This window comes from Sphingobium olei (assembly GCF_042678845.1).
Lineage (GTDB): Bacteria > Pseudomonadota > Alphaproteobacteria > Sphingomonadales > Sphingomonadaceae > Sphingobium > Sphingobium olei.
The window spans coordinates 1-15,524 of the sequence record NZ_JBHTLS010000115.1 but is presented as its reverse complement, the minus strand read 5'-3'; the positions used below and the strand labels follow the sequence as shown (position 1 = coordinate 15,524).

Sequence of the window (15,524 nt, the reverse complement as noted above, 5' to 3'; positions counted from 1 at the left end):
CTGACCCGGCAACCGGCATGGGCGTGATACCGTCCATAGCCAGGCTCGGCCGGATTGCGGCGCTCCGCGGTCCCGTCCTCGATGTCGAGTTCGACGAAGGGCCGCTGCCCGCAGTCAATGAAGCACTGCGCATCGATGCGGCGTCAGGCCCGCTGGTCGCGGAAGTGCAGAGCCATATTGATGATCGGACCGTCCGCGCCGTCGCGCTTCAGCCGACCTCCGGTCTGGCGCGCAATGTCGGCGTGGTGGCCTTGGGCGCACCCATCGCGGTTCCGGTCGGAGACAAGGTTCTTGGGCGGCTCCTTACGCCGACCGGGCAGGTGGGGGACGGCGGCGCGCCGCTCGGACCGGATGTGCCATTGAGGCCGATCCATCGCGCACCCCCACCGCTCGACGAGCAGAGCGCGGCGACGGCGATGTTCGAGACCGGCATCAAGGTCATCGATCTGCTCGCACCGCTTGCCCAGGGCGGCAAGGCCGCCATGTTCGGGGGCGCGGGGGTGGGCAAGACCGTGCTGGTGATGGAACTCATCAACGCGATGGTCGCCCGCTACGAGGGTGTCTCAGTGTTCGCGGGCATCGGCGAGCGATCGCGCGAGGGCCATGAGCTGCTCACCGACATGCGCGGCTCGGGTGTGATCGACAAGACCGTGCTCGTTTTCGGGCAGATGAACGAGCCGCCGGGCGCGCGCTGGCGGGTCGGGCTGACCGCGCTCACCATCGCCGAACATTTCCGCGACGAGCAGAAGCGCAACGTCCTGCTGCTCATGGATAATGTGTTCCGCTTCGTCCAGGCCGGCAGCGAGGTGTCGGGCCTGCTTGGACGCATGCCTTCGCGCGTCGGCTATCAACCGACGCTGGCCAGCGAGGTGGCCGCGCTGCAGGAGCGCATCGCCTCTGTGCATGGGGCTGCGGTGACCGCGATCGAGGCGGTCTATGTGCCCGCCGACGATTTCACCGACCCGGCAGTCACCGCCATCTCCGCCCATCTCGACAGTTCCATTCTGCTCTCGCGCGCCATGGCGGCCGAAGGCATCTATCCCGCGGTGGATCCCTTGGGGTCCTCGTCGATCCTGCTCGATCCGCAGGTCGTGGGCGATCATCATTACGCGCTCGCCCAGCAGGCCCGCGAGACGATCGCGCATTATCGCGAGCTCCAGGACATCATCTCGCTGCTCGGCATCGAGGAACTGGGCCGCGAAGACCGGCTGATCGTCGGCAGGGCGCGGCGGCTCCAGCGCTTCCTGACCCAGCCTTTCATGGTGACCCAGGCCTTCACCGGACAGGCCGGCCGCTCGGTGGCGCTGGCTGATACCCTGAAGGGCGTCGCGGCCATCCTGTCGGGCGAGACCGACGACTGGCCCGAAAGCGCCTTCTACATGGTGGGCGATATTGAAGAGGCACGCTCTCGCGTGGGGCAGGGCGCATGAAGCTGCGCATCACCGATCCGACCGCGATCCTCGTCGACGCCGATGTCGCGTCGGTTCGCGCCGAGGATGCCAGCGGCAGTTTCGGCATCCTGTCGGGCCATGCCGATTTCCTGACCGCGCTTGGCGTCTCGATCGTCTCCTGGCGCGGCCCCGATGGCGCTCCCGGCTATTGCGCGGTGCGCAACGGCATTCTGACCGTGAGCCACGGCACGGAGGTCGCGGTCGCGACGCGCGAAGGCCATGTCGGCGATGACCTTGGAACGCTCGAGCATGACGTGCTCGCGCGCTACCGCGAGCGCGACGAGGGCGAACGATCCGAACGGACCGCGTCGGCGAAGCTCAGGATGCAGGCGATCCGCCATATGGTCGAGGCCCTGCAGGGTGGTGGCCGGGAGATCGGCCTGTGAGCACGGACAAGCCCGAGCAGCCGATCGTCGAAGCCATCCGGACCCGCGCGGAACGGCGGCGGCTTGCGCAGCGGCTTCCTTCCGTCGCCCGCAATCTCGGCCAGATCGGCGTGCTCGGCTGGCAGATCGTCCTGCCCGCGCTGGTCGGTCTCGCGATCGGCCGCTGGCTCGACCACCGGCTGGATAGCGGCATCTTCTGGACCGCGCCGCTCCTGCTCGTCGGGCTCGCCCTCGGCTGCTGGTCGGGCTGGCGCTGGATGCACCGGCAATGAGCCAGCTCTCCCCCATCCTGTTCCTGGCCCTCGGATTTGCGGTCGGCCTCGCCCATTTCGCGGCCATCGCCAGAGAAGCCGACCTCGTCACCCATGGCGGCCCGGCATCGCGCGCGATCCTGCTCAGGCTCGGGCGCCTCGCCGTCACTATTCTGGTTCTTGTCATCGCCAGCCGGCAAGGGTGGCCGGCGCTTCTTGCCGCAACAACCGGCTTCATGGGCGGGCGCCAGATCATGCTCCACCGGCTCGGAGGCGCCCGATGATATTCGCGTCACCACTTGAAAGCCATGTGCTGTTCGCGATCGGTCCGGTGCCGATCAGCCAGCCGGTCGCCACGACCTGGGGCATCATGGCCGTCCTTACAATCGGAAGCTGGCTGCTGACCCGCCGCCTTGCGTTACGCCCAACCCGAGCCCAAGCGGCGCTCGAGCTGGTCGTCGAGACCGTCGCCGGCCAGATCCGCGAGACGATGGAGGCGGAGCCGCGGCGTTATTTGCCGCTGATCGGCACGCTGTTCCTGTTCCTGCTGGTCGCCAACTGGTCGTCGCTGATCCCCGGCGTCGAGCCGCCGACCGCGACCCTCGAAACCGACGCGGCGCTGGCGCTGATCGTCTTCGGCGCGACGCTCTGGTTCGGCGTCCGCGCGCTCGGGCCCAGGGCCTATCTCGCGACCTTCGCGCGCCCCTCGATCCTGCTCGCCCCGCTCAATATCGTCGAGCTCTTCACCCGCAGCTTCTCGCTGATGGTGCGCCTGTTCGGCAACGTCATGAGCGGTGTCTTCATGATCGGCGTCGTGCTGAGCCTGGCCGGGCTGCTCGTCCCGATCCCGCTGATGGCGCTCGAAATGCTGACCGGCGCGGTCCAGGCCTACATTTTCGGCGCGCTCGCCATGGTCTTTATCGGCAGCGCTATCAGCGAGAACGGCGCCCGCCCGCCATCCAAACAGGAGTCCCCCGCATGAACTGGATCCATCTCGCCAGCATCCTCGGCGCCGCTTTCGCGATCTCGATCGGCGCAATCGCCCCGGCGCTCGGGCAGGGCAGGGCCGTCGCCGCCGCGATGGACGCGATCGCGCGCCAGCCCGAAGCCGCCAACACCATCTCGCGCACGCTGTTCGTGGGCCTCGCGATGATCGAGACGATGGCGATCTACTGCCTCGTGATCGCGCTGCTGCTGCTCTTCGCCAACCCGTTCGCCTGACATGCGGATCGACTGGTGGACGCTCGCGCTGCAGGCGGTCAATGTCCTCATCCTCGTGTGGCTGCTCGGACGCTTCCTGTTCCGTCCGGTGATGGATGCCATCGCTGCCCGCCAGGCATCGGCCCAGGCGCTGCTCGACGAAGCGCGGGAGGCAAAGGACCGGGCACAGGCCGAAGCGCAGGCGCTCAAGACGCAGAATGACGGCTTCGTCGCGGATGCGGCGGCTCGCCGCGCCGAGATCCGGACCGAGGCCGAAGCGGAGCGCCAGCGCCTCCTCGCGCAGGCCAGGCTCGAGGCGGACGCCGTCGTCGAGCAAGGCCATGCGGCGATCGATGCCGAACGCGGGCGGGTGGCGGCGCAGTGGCGGGAAAAGGCAGCGAGCCTCGCCGCCTCGATGGCAGGCACGTTGCTCGCTCGTCTCCCGCCCGAGCAGACGGTGCAGGCCATGGTCGACGCGCTCAAGGCGCGGCTCGGGGACCTTTCCGAGGCGGATCGCCTCAGCCTGGCGGCCGCCGGGCCCGTCACCGTCGCGACGCCCGCGCCGCTGACGGCCGATCTGCAGACGCAGGTAGCGCGCGCGCTTGGCGAAATCCTGCCGGATACCGCGACCCCGATCTTCGCGGTCGATCCAGATCTCATCGCCGGCGCGGAGCTTCGCACGCCCCACGCCGTCGTGCGCAACAGCTGGCGCGCCGATCTCGACGCCATGGTGGAGAGCCTCAATGAGGACAATCATGCCCGGATCGCCTGAAGACTGGCTGACGCAGGCCCAGAGCTGCATCGCGCGCGCCAATCTCGGGCCGCGTGTCGATGCAATTGGCCGGGTGGAATCGATCGGCGACGGCGTTGCCATGGTCTCGGGCCTTCCGGACTCGCGCCTCGACGAATTGCTCTATCTCGCCCGGGGCCAGACCGGATTCGTCCACACGCTCGACCGGGACCGGATTGGCTGCGTGCTGCTCGACGATGCCGCACAGGTGGAGGCAGGAGACACCGTAACCGGCTCGGGCGAGGTGGTGCGCGTGCCGGTTGGCGAGGCATTGCTTGGCCGAGTCGTCGATCCGCTCGGCCGTCCGCTCGATGGGGGCGCGCCGATCCGGGCCAGGCGCTTCGATCCTGTCGAACGGCCGGCGCCGGCGATCATCGAACGCGACCTCGTCGTCCAGCCGGTGCAGACCGGCACGCTCGCAATCGATGCGATGTTCGCCATCGGCCGGGGGCAGCGCGAACTCATTCTCGGTGACCGCGCCACCGGCAAGACGGCGCTCGCGGTCGACACGATCATCAACCAGCGCACCAGCGACATGATCTGCGTCTATGTCGCGATCGGCCAGAAAAGCTCGGCGGTCGCGCGCGTGGTCGATCAGGTGCGGCGGCATGGCGCGCCGGATCGCACCATCTTCGTCGTGGCGAGCCCCGCCGCGGCGCCGGGGCTGCAATGGATCGCGCCGTTCGCGGGCTTCACGATGGCCGAGTATTTTCGGGATGGTGGCGGCCATGCGGTGGTGGTGCTCGACGATCTCACCAAGCATGCCGCGACCCATCGCGAGATCGCCCTGCTGATCGGACAGCCGCCCGGGCGCGAGGCCTATCCAGGCGACGTCTTCTTCCTCCATTCCCGCCTGCTCGAACGTGCGGCGCGTCTCTCGACGGAGAAGGGGGGCGGTTCGCTCACGGCTCTGCCGATCGCGGAGACCGATGCCGGCAACGTCAGCGCCTATATTCCGACCAATCTGATCTCGATCACCGACGGTCAGATCATTCTCGACGCGAAGCTGTTCGCGCAGGGGCACAAGCCCGCCATCGACGTGGGCACGAGCGTGAGCCGGGTCGGCGGCAAGACGCAGCTTCGCGTCCTGCGCGACGCGAGCGGGACCATGCGCCTCGACTATGCGCAGTTCCTCGAGCTCGAGATGTTCACCCGCTTCGGCGAGCAGCCCGAGCCGCGTGTCCGCGCCCAGATCGAACGGGGCAAGCGCTTGCGCGCCTTGCTCGTGCAACCGCTGTCGAGTCCCCTACGGGTCGTCGACCAGGTGGCGCTGGCCGTGGCGCTCGGCGAAGGGTTGCTCGATGGCATGGTGGTCTCGGAGATACCGTCGCTCCGCGCGCGGCTGCCCGCCTGGATCGACGATCACGTCCCCGATCTATGCGCGCAGATCGAGCGGACTGGACAGATCGACACCGCGCAGCGGTCCGCTCTGATAACGACGGTGAAAGCGCTGATCGAAAGCCAGCCGGCCGGTTCTGCATCATGAGCGATCGCCTCGCCGAGATCGGCCACCGGATCGAGACCGTCCGCCAGCTCGGTGCGGTGGTCAACGCCATGCAGGGCATCGCCGCGCAGCGGGCGCAGCAGGCGCGCGCGCTGCTGCCCGCGGTGCGACGCTATGCGGAGACCGCCCGCACCGCCATTGGCCAGGCGCGCCGCCTTGACGAGCCACTGGCGCGTTTTCCGGCGCGGGCGGTCGGTGGTGCGAGAGGCGGCCTTATCCTGTTCGGTGCGGAGCAAGGCTTTGCCGGGGCCTTTCCGGAGCAGCTGCTCGACGGCGCCGCGGCCGACATGCAGGACAGGCATATTCTTCTGATTGGCGCGCGCACGGCCACGCTTGCGACCGAGCGCGGTCTGCGCATCGCATGGAGCGCGAGCATGCCGAGCAAGGCCGATGCGCTGCCCGCACTCGCGACAAGCATCATCGACGCGCTGTACGACTATCTGGACGAGACCGGCGCGGTGCCCATCACCATGGCTTATCCGGTCTGGAGCAGCGGCAAGGGCGTCTCGATCGTGCGCGCGAGCCTCCTGCCGCTCGACCTCGACACTTTCCCCGCGTCCACGGCGGATTTGCCGCCGCTCGTCAATATCAACGCGGCGGACCTTATCGGCGACCTGACCGCGGAATATGTCTTCGCCCAGATCTGCGCGGCTGCGGTCGAGACGTTCGTCGCCGAGAATGAGGCACGGCTGCGCACCATGGCGACCGCCCGCAGCCACATCGATCGCAAGGGCGAGGCCCTGCGCCTCGAGGAGCGCCTCACGCGTCAGGATCAGATCACCAGTGAAGTCGTCGAACTGAGCGGCGGGCGACATCGGCGAGAATGAATGCAGGGCAGGCACTTCTGCTGTTCAGCAAGAAACCGCAGAACCGCCATTGTCGTCGGGATCGAAGAGGGAGTTCGCCATGCACTATAGTAGCGGAAACTACGAAGCTTTCGTGCGCCCCCGCAAACCTGAGGGCGCTGACAGGAAGACGGCCTGGTTCGTCGGCTCGGGTCTTGCGGGACTAGCGGGCGCGGCGTTCCTGATCCGCGACGGCGGCGTCGCCGGCGAGCGTATTACCATCCTTGAGGAGCTGCATGTTCCCGGCGGCGCGCTCGACGGCCTCGACGTCCCCGAAAAGGGGTTCGTCATCCGCGGAGGGCGCGAGATGGAGGAGCATTTCGAATGCCTCTGGGATCTCTATCGCTCGATCCCTTCGCTGGAGATCGAGGATGCGAGTGTGCTCGACGAATTCTACCGGCTCAACAAGGACGATCCGAATTTTTCGCTGCAGCGCGTCACGCAGAAACAGGGCCAGGATGTGCCTGACAAGGCTTTGCTGACACTCAGCGATCGCGCGCGAAGAGATCTGATCTCCGTCTTCCTCGCGACGCGGGAGGAGATGGAGAACAAGCGGATCAACGAAGTCTTCGGCGATGATTTCCTCAGGAGCAACTTCTGGCTCTACTGGCGCACCATGTTCGCCTTCGAGGAGTGGCATTCCGCGCTTGAGATGAAGCTCTATCTCCATCGCTTCATCCACCATATCGGCAGTCTGGCGGATTTCTCCTCACTCAAGTTCAACCGCTACAATCAATATGAATCGATGGTCCTGCCGCTGGTCAACTGGCTGCAGGATCGCGGCGTCAGGTTTCGCTACGGCGTCGAGGTCACCGACGTCGATTTCGACATCCGGCCCGGCCGCAAACAGGCGACCCGGATTGCCTGGATCGAAAACGGGGTCGAAGGCGGCGTCGATCTCGGCGCCGACGACCTCGTCTTCATCACCATCGGATCGCTGACCGAGAATTCCGACAATGGCGATCATCATACACCGGCCAGGCTGAATGAGGGGCCGGCGCCGGCCTGGGACCTGTGGCGCCGGATCGCTGCCAAGGACCCGGCCTTTGGTCGTCCCGACGTGTTTGGATCCCATATCCCGGAAACCAAATGGGCGTCGGCGACCATCACCACGCTCGACGCGCGCATTCCGGCGTACATTCGCAAGATCGCCAGGCGCGATCCGTTCAGCGGCACGGTGGTGACCGGCGGCATCATCACGGTCAAGGACTCGAGCTGGCTGCTGAGCTGGACGGTGAGCCGGCAACCCCACTTCAGGAAGCAGCCGAAGGACCAGATCGTCGCCTGGTTCTATGCCTTGTTCGTCGACCGACCCGGCGACTATGTGAAGAAGCCGATGCAGGACTGTACGGGCGAGGAGATCACGCAAGAATGGCTCTATCATCTCGGCGTGCCGGTCGAGGATATTCCTGGGCTCGCCGCGACGGGGGCGACGACCGTGCCGGTGATGATGCCCTACATCACCGCCTTCTTCATGCCGCGCCAGGCCGGCGACCGGCCGGACGTGGTGCCCGAGGGCGCGGTCAACTTCGCCTTTGTCGGCCAGTTTGCCGAGTCGAAGCAGCGTGATTGTATCTTCACGACGGAATATTCGGTGCGCACGCCGATGGAGGCCGTCTACACGCTGATGAAGGTCGAACGCGGCGTGCCGGAAGTGTTCAACTCAACCTATGATATCCGCACGCTTCTGGCCACAATCGGGCCGCTCAGGGATGGCAAAGGGATCGACATTCCCGGCCCGTCCTTCCTGCGCAAGCTGTTGATGAAGAAGCTTGAAGGCACAGAGATCGCCCAGCTGTTGGAAGAGTTTCATCTCCTTTCGCGATAGCAATCAAGCGCGACCCTTCGCCTGGGCTCACGAAAATTCCGCCAAAAGCTGATGAACAACGTCGATGCATCCCGGCAGGCACTATGTCCGCGCCATCAGGTGACACGCAGAGATTCAACCGCAGCAGCCCTGGCCGCCTTTACCTACAGCGGCCTTCCCATTCCAGCCGCAAAGGCGATCCGCAAGGTTTCGGAAAGGGTACGGACTCCAAGCTTGGACATGATGCTCGCGCGATGGACTTCGACCGTCCGTGAAGAAATGCCCAGATCATAGGCGATGGTCTTGTTCGGAAGGCCTTGCGCAAGGCCTTCGAGAACATCCCGTTCGCGCGGTGTCAGTAGATCGACCTGTCGGCATGCCTCGGCTTCTTCGAGAGCGCGCCCCTCCGCCGTGTCGATGCGCGCGAACGCTCGGTCTATCGCATCGAGCAGCAGCGCCCGTTCGATAGGTTTGGCCAGGAAATCGACAGCACCCGCCTTCATCGCTTGGACAGCAAGCGCAATGTCTCCGTTGCCGGTCAGCATCACGACTGGCATGCTTATATCCATCTGCGTCAGCGCTGCCTGAACCTGTAGACCGTTCATGTCCGGCATGTGCATGTCGAGAACGATGCTACCTCTTTCAGCTTCATCTGCAATTTTCAGAAAGTCGACTCCCGAGCCATAGGTCTCGACGGCAAATCCCGCTGTCCTTAATGTGAATCCTACAGCTTTCCTGATTGTTTCTTCGTCATCAATGACATGAACGACGCGCTTGCTCTCCATGGCCCCCCGGACGTGTTGGCATTGCTGCGCACCCCAGCGGGCACAGCTTCAAAGGGGAGACCTTCTACGGGTAGGACCATGGTCCAAGGTCAAGGCCGAAATACCGCCGCATCACAACAGGCAAGGCAGGTGCTCGGCGAGAGGGGGGTAAGCGACCCGGCATCATGTGCCGAACTTTGCGAGATGACCGCTCTTGCGAACGGGGCGGCGCTCCCTCTGGTCTCCCGGCGGCAAGGCGCCGCAAGACGCTGCCGCCGGGAGTGGGCACGCCTCTTGGGGGATGAGCGCGCTGGTTGCTCCTAAGCTCGACGCGTCATGTTGTCATGGCAAGAAGCTGATAATCGCTATTCTGTGTCAGCAGCGCGCCGTAACGCCGATGTCCGGGGCGGATCGCAGCTCCGCTCGCGCGCCGCTACGGCACGGCGAATCCGATTCAGCACGAACCGGTGATCATAGGGTTTTGAGATCGAAGGCTGATCATCGCAGAGATCGCCCGCCTTCCGTGTCGCAGTTTCGATATTCCCGGCGAGGATGGCACCGATACCGGGTTGTTCCTGACGAACCAAGGATGCCAGGCCCGCGCCGCGCTCAGCGCGATCGAGCCAGCGCAGCGCTGCCATCACATCGTCGACCGGCACCGGGATGCTGGCGAGCGACGGAGGGCCGGTTGGCCCTCGACGGCGGAGCGATCGGACGCCCAGGATGCAAGGATGGCGGGCTTCACTTCGGGCTCAAGCTGCGGGTCCGAGCAACGATGAAGGGATCAAGGAAAGAGCGTGTGTGCGACATGACATATCCTCCTTTCCTGCCGCGACTTTCTCCGAAAGCGAAGTTCCCGGAAGATTGGTTCGGGCTCGTGTAGGGTCAATGGATGGGAATGCGCCCGGCGTTTGCCGGGCGTTCGTTTTCATCGTGCATTGAGCATTGAGTACTGAAGAACTGACGCGCAGCGCACCGTTCAAATTCCGTGACGAACGGCCTCCGCAATCGCCGGCATCACGTCGATATCATTAGAGGTATGCGCAACAGCGTTCGTGCTCACGATCCTCTCGACGAGCCCACCCAGGACTTGCGCTGCATCGCCGGCGAAAAGCGGATGCACGACCACGCAATCCGGTCGCGCGAACCCCATGCCGACCAGCTGGCGCGCCGCCTCGGCGAGGGTCCGGCCGGATGAGGCGATATCGTCGACCAGCACCGGCTGGCGATCGAGAAACGCTGGGGCATTCGGAATCGAGATGGTGACGTCACGGTCGCCGGACCGGATTTTCTCGCACACGAGAAACGGAGCATCGGCATCGGCCGCCACCTGCGAGACCCACTGTTCGCTTTCCAGGTCCGGACCGATGATCAGCGGACGAGCGACATTGCGCTTGATCCACGAGGCCAGAAGCCGCGCAGCATGAACAACCTGGGTCGGGATGCGGTAGATTTCCGACAACGCATGATAGCGGTGGAGATGCGGATCGACCGTCACCAGCCAGTCGAGATGGCGGGACAGGATCGCGGCAAAGGTTCGCGACGTCACCGCCTCGCCGGCATGGAAGCGAATGTCCTGGCGCATGTAAGCGAGGTAGGGGGCGACGAGCCCGATCCTGCGAGCGCCCAGATCGCGCGCGGTGTCGGCTGCGAACAGCAGCGGCAACAGCTTGGCGTCCGGATGATCGAGACTGCACAGCAGGATGACGTCGCGGTCGCTGATGTCGCTTACGACCCTGAGATAGGTTTCCCCGTCGGGAAACTGACGATGCTCGATCGTGCCGACCTCTGCATCGAGTGCGGCGGATAGCGGCTGTGCCAGGGCCTCGCTGCCAGACAGCGCGAACAGCACGGGACGGTTCATAGCGCTTCAATCCCGAAGATCGGCCCGTCGCTCACCGCATAGGCCGCCGCATAATCGAGCTCGCCCGGGCTCTCGGCATGAATGGTGCTCAAGGGAGCCCCGGCATCCACCATCTGGTTCAGCCGACACTGCAGCGCGACGCCGGCGGCCTTGGCCATCGGCGCGCCGGCAAGCTTCGCGACCGTCGCGAGCTTGCGATTGTCGATACTCACCAGGCGGCCGCTATAGGGAGCGATCATATCCTGTTGGAACCGGGCGACCGGTGGAGCCCGCATGCCGCCCTGCGCTTCGCAGATACGTTGGAACTTGGCCCAGGCCCGGCCGCTTTCGAGGCACGCCCGCGCACGCGCATAGCCTTCGCCGGCCGGGGCCGCGTCCGCGAGCTCAAGCAGTCCTCCCGCCAGCTCGCAGGCCCGGTGGGCGAGATCCTCGGCGCCAGGCTGCCCCTGGAGCACGGCAAGGATATCCTGCGCCTCGAGCGCCGGACCGATGCCCCGTCCGATCGGCTCCGCGCCGGGGCCGCGCATCACGCGCGTGCGAAGCCCGAAGGCTTGGGCGACCGAGCTCAGCGCGCGCTCGAGGGTGTCGGCGGCAGCGGCTCCGCGGACCTTGGCGGTCGGCCCGACCGGGATGTCGATGACCAGATGGGTCGCACCGGCCGCGACTTTCTTGGACAGCACCGAGGCGACCATCTGCCCGACGGCATCGATATCGAGCACGCGCTCCACGCCGATGATCACGTCGTCGGCAGGGCTGAGATTGACGGCGCCGCCCCAGGCGATGCAGCCGCCTTCGCGCTCGACCACCTTGCGGATTGCGGAAACGTCGAGGTCGACAGGTGCCAGCACCTCCATCGTGTCCGCCGTGCCGGCCGGCGAGGTGATCGCCCGCGACGATGTCTTGGGCATGATCAGGCCCTCCGCGGCCATGATCGAGACGATGATCGGCGTGGTGCGATTGCCCGGCAATCCACCGACGCTATGCTTGTCGACGATGACCGTTCCGGGCCACTGCAATCGCTCGCCGACATCGACCATCGCCCTGGTCAGGCTGATCGTTTCGTCCGTATCGAGCGGGACCGCCGAGCAGGCCGTGACGAATGCCGAGAGATGGACATCGCTATAGCGTCGCTCGGCGATGTCGGTGATGATCGCTGAAAAAGCCCCGTCACTGAGACGATTGCCATAGATACGCCGACGCACTTCGGCGAGCGAGGCGAGAGGCTGGGCGTGCGCGATCTCGACCGGATCGCCCTCGCTGACGCCGAGCCGCTGCCATGCGGATTCCGAGAGGCCGATCTCGCCGGGCGCTGGAGCCTCCGCGGAACTGTGCAGCAGCGAGACGACGATTTCCCGCCCGCCGGCGCGCAGCGCGACCTGCGCGCGGGACGCAAGACCTTCCGAGCGGCAGACGGGACAGTCGTGGCGCATGACCGCAATCAGATCGCTACCGGCACCCGACAGGCCGATGCGGCGTGCCCGCAGCGTCGTCGCGACAGACTCTGCTTCGGCGTTCTCGATGATCCCGGGCTTCACGCGAGCATGCCCCAGCTACCCAGCGCCGGTACGCTGCATGCCCAGCCCAGTTCCTCCGAGACACGCTTCGCCAGGACGTGGGCGCCGGTCGGCTCGCCATGGGTGACATAGACGTGGCGCGGGGCCTCGTGCAGCGAGCCGAGCCAGCGCATGAGCTCGTCGCTGTCGGCATGCGCCGAGAGCATCGTCAGGTTGGCGACCTCGGCTTCGACCGGGATATACTCGCCGTGGATCTTGATCGTCCGGGCGCCGCCGATCATGGCGGCGCCGCGGGTGCCCGCCGCCTGGAAGCCCGAGAAGAGGATGAGGTTCTTCCCATCCGGCGCGAAGCGCTTGAGATGGTGGAGCACGCGGCCGCCCGTTGCCATTCCGCTGGCCGAGATGATGACCTTTGGGGCGGGGTTGGCGGTGAGTTCCTTGGATTCCTCCACTTCGCGCACATAGTGCGCGACGCTGCACGCCGCTTCGCACTCGGCGCGGGCCAGGCGATGCTCGTCCATGAAATCGCACATCAGCCCGCTCGCGTTGATCGCCATCGGGCTGTCGAGGAAGATCGGGATGTCGCGGAGGCGTCCCTGCGCGCGCAGACGCGAGAAATGATAGAGAAGCGACTGGACCCGTCCCACGGCGAAGGCCGGGATCACCACCGTCCCTCCTCTCTCGACGCATCGTTCGACATGATCTCCAAGCGTCTTTGTCGGATCGACCTGCTCGTGGCGCCGATCGCCATAGGTCGATTCCACCAGGACATAGTCGGCGCGCGCGGGCGGCTCGGGATCTTTCATCACCGAATCGCCGTAACGGCCGATGTCGCCTGAGAAGAGGATTGTCCGCCCCTTCCAGTCGATCTCGATCGACGCCGCGCCGAGGATGTGGCCGGCGCGATGATAGCGCACCCTGATGCCGTCCGTGACTGCATGCCACGCTCCGAACTCGATCGGCCGGAAGAGCTGCAATGCCAGACGCGCGTCAGCCTGGGTGTAGAGCGGCAGCGCCGGCTGGTGCCTGGAGAAGCCGTGCCGGTTGGCGAACTCCGCATCCTTTTCCTGCAGATGACCGCTGTCGGGAAGAAGGAGCTCGCACAGGGCCGCGGTCGCCCGGGTGGCAAGGACGGTACCGTCCCAGCCCAGGCGCGCCATGCGCGGTAGCGCGCCCGAGTGATCGAGATGAGCGTGGGTCAGCAGGACTTGGCCGACATCGGCGACTTCGGGTGGAATTGGCGCCCAATTAAGGCGGCGCAGATCCCTGGGTCCTTGAAACAGGCCGGAATCGACAACGATCTGAGTTTCACCATCGTCCACCAGATAACGCGACCCTGTGACCGTTCCCGATGCGCCGAGAAAGGCGACGCCGAAACCATCGGCCGGGCGCTTAGCCAGATCGATCCTTGCTTCGCGCTCGAGGACGGTCACGCCGGACTGGTTGCGGGAATGGTGCCGTTTCTTTCTCTTGTGCATGGACGCGGGCCTGCCTCTCACGATTATGTTCGTGAGCGCAGCTTTGATTCGCGGACGCCGCACGCCTATACGCAAAAGCCGCAGCACGACTGCTGCTCCCGACAGTTGCGTCGCGCGAACACCGGTGGCCGATCCGATCGATCACCTTACCCATGCTTGCGCGATGCCCTTCGGACTTCGCTCTCTACTTATACCTTGCTCCTTGGACTCGAGCCTATGCAGGCTGGACGTTGACTAGAAGAGAACGGCATATGGGCGAACATGACCATCGCATGCGCAAGCGCGGCAAGATCGTTCTGATCGGCTTCCTGCTCGTCGCCAGCTTCTTCCTCATTACCGAGCATACCGCGCACTTCCTGGGTGTGCTGCCCTATCTCATCCTGCTCGCCTGCCCGCTCATGCACCTGTTCATGCACCACGGCCAAGGTGGGCATCAGCATGGCCATGAGCCCGGCCAGGCACCCGCCGGCTTGCCGGCCAATCCCAACGGCCGCATCGAAGGAGAGTCGCGATGACGCACGCCGACTATGGCTATGGTCTGTGGGGGCTCGCGCTGGTCAATGCCGCCGTTTTCATCCTCTTTGCGTTCAGCTTCTTCAAGCCGGCAACGCGGCGCGACTGGCGCAGCTTCGGCGCGTTCAGTGCGTTCATCGTCGCGCTCTTCGCCGAAATGTATGGCTTCCCGCTCACCATCTTCCTGCTGTCGGGGTGGCTCCAGTCGCATTTCCCCGGCGTCGACTGGTGGAGCCACGATGCTGGCCACATCCTGGAAATGATGTTCGGCTGGCGCATCAATCCGCATTTCGGCCCGTTCCACATCGCCAGCTTTGTGCTGATTGGTGTAGGCTTTTGGCTAATCTCGATCGCGTGGACGGCGCTTCACACGAGTCAGCGCAAACACGAATTGGCAATGACGGGGGTCTACGCCCGGGTGCGGCACCCTCAATACGTAGGGTTCATCCTCGTCATGCTCGGTTTCTTGCTACAATGGCCGACGCTTCTGACGCTTGCCATGTTTCCGGTGCTGGTGGTGATGTACATTCGTTTGGCTAAGCATGAGGAGAGATACGCGCTCGCGACCTACGGCGATAGCTACCGCCAGTACATGGCCCATGTTCCCGCCTTCTTCCCCAGCTTGCGTTGGAAGCGGGAGATTGCAGGACTGGCCTTCACAGGAAATGCTCGAATGGCAGGCCATCAGACGGACGGGCCGGTTAGCGAGGGTTCTCGAGAACACGACAACATGCTGCCAGGAGGTTAGACGTTGTCCTCCTCCGCAAGATCATCACGAACATGACGAAATCGAGGGGGCGTATGTGACCATGCAGGTGACGATCCTTGCGATTGTAGTAAACGGCGTTCCCGTCCTGAGCCTCCATCAGACCCGATCCGCGGCCTGGAAGCGGCTCATGAGATTCATAGACACGAAATGGCCGGAGCGCCTGGGAGCGATGCTTCCCCCTGCCGAAGACGAAGCGAAGGCGCGCATGTTCTTTCGCGAGGAAGATAAAGACCTGTACGCGATCATCGACGCCGACATATCAGAGCCCGATTCAAAAGTTTCTCAGGCGTAGCAATACCTTGCGGTTCTGCGGATGAGCATGCGGATAGAAGCGATCATAGCCCAGGCGGTTGAAGAGGCGATGGTCGCTTCCCAGTCCTTTGCGAGG

17 protein-coding genes and 2 pseudogenes are annotated in these 15,524 nt (G+C 65.1%); 13 read left to right on the top strand and 6 right to left on the bottom strand.

Features of this window, described 5'->3' with window-relative positions; all coding sequences use genetic code 11:
- Positions 1-17 precede the first annotated feature (17 nt).
- From atpD to ACFQ24_RS08485, 10 genes are all read left to right on the top strand, one after another.
- Positions 18-1,430: a F0F1 ATP synthase subunit beta gene (gene atpD / locus ACFQ24_RS08530; RefSeq protein ID WP_046408695.1), complete on the top strand. Its 1,413-nt coding sequence runs from the start codon at positions 18-20 to the stop codon at positions 1,428-1,430.
- Positions 1,427-1,837, top strand: a complete 411-nt coding sequence (locus ACFQ24_RS08525; RefSeq protein WP_030541620.1) for a F0F1 ATP synthase subunit epsilon — start codon at positions 1,427-1,429, stop codon at positions 1,835-1,837. Before atpD ends, ACFQ24_RS08525 begins: the two co-directional genes overlap by 4 nt.
- Positions 1,834-2,109 carry an AtpZ/AtpI family protein gene (locus ACFQ24_RS08520; RefSeq protein WP_030541619.1) on the top strand — a complete coding sequence of 92 codons (276 nt, stop codon included), beginning with the start codon at positions 1,834-1,836 and terminating at the stop codon, positions 2,107-2,109. Before ACFQ24_RS08525 ends, ACFQ24_RS08520 begins: the two co-directional genes overlap by 4 nt.
- Positions 2,106-2,372, top strand: coding sequence for an ATP synthase subunit I (locus ACFQ24_RS08515; RefSeq protein ID WP_017501319.1), 267 nt, complete (start codon positions 2,106-2,108; stop codon positions 2,370-2,372). The genes ACFQ24_RS08520 and ACFQ24_RS08515 overlap by 4 nt, the downstream gene beginning before the upstream one ends.
- Before the next feature lie 26 nt (positions 2,373-2,398).
- Complete coding sequence (locus ACFQ24_RS08510; protein WP_231621894.1) at positions 2,399-3,070, top strand: F0F1 ATP synthase subunit A; 672 nt, start codon at positions 2,399-2,401, stop codon at positions 3,068-3,070.
- Positions 3,067-3,309, top strand: a complete 243-nt coding sequence (locus ACFQ24_RS08505; RefSeq protein WP_046408697.1) for a F0F1 ATP synthase subunit C — start codon at positions 3,067-3,069, stop codon at positions 3,307-3,309. Before ACFQ24_RS08510 ends, ACFQ24_RS08505 begins: the two co-directional genes overlap by 4 nt.
- A gap of 1 nt (position 3,310) precedes the next feature.
- Positions 3,311-4,060, top strand: a complete 750-nt coding sequence (locus tag ACFQ24_RS08500; protein ID WP_030541616.1) for a F0F1 ATP synthase subunit B family protein — start codon at positions 3,311-3,313, stop codon at positions 4,058-4,060.
- Entirely contained in the window at positions 4,044-5,564 is a 1,521-nt protein-coding gene (locus tag ACFQ24_RS08495; RefSeq protein WP_030541615.1) for a F0F1 ATP synthase subunit alpha, read from the top strand. Before ACFQ24_RS08500 ends, ACFQ24_RS08495 begins: the two co-directional genes overlap by 17 nt.
- Positions 5,561-6,409: a F0F1 ATP synthase subunit gamma gene (locus ACFQ24_RS08490; protein WP_046408699.1), complete on the top strand. Its 849-nt coding sequence runs from the start codon at positions 5,561-5,563 to the stop codon at positions 6,407-6,409. Before ACFQ24_RS08495 ends, ACFQ24_RS08490 begins: the two co-directional genes overlap by 4 nt.
- 79 nt (positions 6,410-6,488) lie before the next feature.
- Complete coding sequence (locus ACFQ24_RS08485) at positions 6,489-8,255, top strand: oleate hydratase (RefSeq protein ID WP_093068277.1); 1,767 nt, start codon at positions 6,489-6,491, stop codon at positions 8,253-8,255.
- Between the two features lie 143 nt (positions 8,256-8,398).
- Here the strand turns inward: ACFQ24_RS08485 and ACFQ24_RS08480 are convergent, their stop codons facing one another.
- The 5 genes and pseudogenes from ACFQ24_RS08480 to ACFQ24_RS08460 all read right to left on the bottom strand — a co-directional run bounded on the left by ACFQ24_RS08480 (position 8,399) and on the right by ACFQ24_RS08460 (position 13,854).
- Entirely contained in the window at positions 8,399-9,019 is a 621-nt protein-coding gene (locus ACFQ24_RS08480) for a response regulator transcription factor (RefSeq protein ID WP_380910350.1), read from the bottom strand.
- 593 nt (positions 9,020-9,612) lie between these two features.
- Positions 9,613-9,808: pseudogene (locus tag ACFQ24_RS08475) on the bottom strand (hypothetical protein); the annotation flags it as partial.
- A gap of 169 nt (positions 9,809-9,977) precedes the next feature.
- Positions 9,978-10,862 carry a ribose-phosphate pyrophosphokinase gene (locus ACFQ24_RS08470; protein ID WP_030541611.1) on the bottom strand — a complete coding sequence of 295 codons (885 nt, stop codon included), beginning with the start codon at positions 10,860-10,862 and terminating at the stop codon, positions 9,978-9,980.
- Positions 10,859-12,397 (bottom strand): thymidine phosphorylase family protein, encoded by a 1,539-nt coding sequence (locus ACFQ24_RS08465; RefSeq protein ID WP_030541610.1) that lies wholly within the window; start codon positions 12,395-12,397, stop codon positions 10,859-10,861. The genes ACFQ24_RS08470 and ACFQ24_RS08465 overlap by 4 nt, the downstream gene beginning before the upstream one ends.
- On the bottom strand, positions 12,394-13,854 hold the full coding sequence (locus tag ACFQ24_RS08460; protein WP_177179228.1) for an MBL fold metallo-hydrolase RNA specificity domain-containing protein: 1,461 nt from the start codon (positions 13,852-13,854) through the stop codon (positions 12,394-12,396). The genes ACFQ24_RS08465 and ACFQ24_RS08460 overlap by 4 nt, the downstream gene beginning before the upstream one ends.
- Before the next feature lie 251 nt (positions 13,855-14,105).
- On the opposite strand from ACFQ24_RS08460, the gene ACFQ24_RS08455 reads away from it, so the two are divergent.
- From ACFQ24_RS08455 to ACFQ24_RS08445, 3 genes are read left to right on the top strand one after another with little or no spacing between them, the layout of a single operon-like run.
- Entirely contained in the window at positions 14,106-14,369 is a 264-nt protein-coding gene (locus ACFQ24_RS08455; RefSeq protein ID WP_013039078.1) for a DUF2933 domain-containing protein, read from the top strand.
- A complete protein-coding gene (locus ACFQ24_RS08450; RefSeq protein WP_021245240.1) occupies positions 14,366-15,115 on the top strand; it encodes a methyltransferase family protein in 750 nt (249 codons plus the stop codon). The genes ACFQ24_RS08455 and ACFQ24_RS08450 overlap by 4 nt, the downstream gene beginning before the upstream one ends.
- 55 nt (positions 15,116-15,170) lie before the next feature.
- Positions 15,171-15,428, top strand: a complete 258-nt coding sequence (locus tag ACFQ24_RS08445; RefSeq protein WP_380910347.1) for a hypothetical protein — start codon at positions 15,171-15,173, stop codon at positions 15,426-15,428.
- Here ACFQ24_RS08445 and ACFQ24_RS08440 read toward each other — a convergent pair.
- Positions 15,419-15,524 (bottom strand): annotated as a pseudogene (locus ACFQ24_RS08440) (IS5/IS1182 family transposase); the annotation flags it as partial. The gene ACFQ24_RS08445 and the pseudogene ACFQ24_RS08440 sit on opposite strands and share 10 nt — an antisense overlap.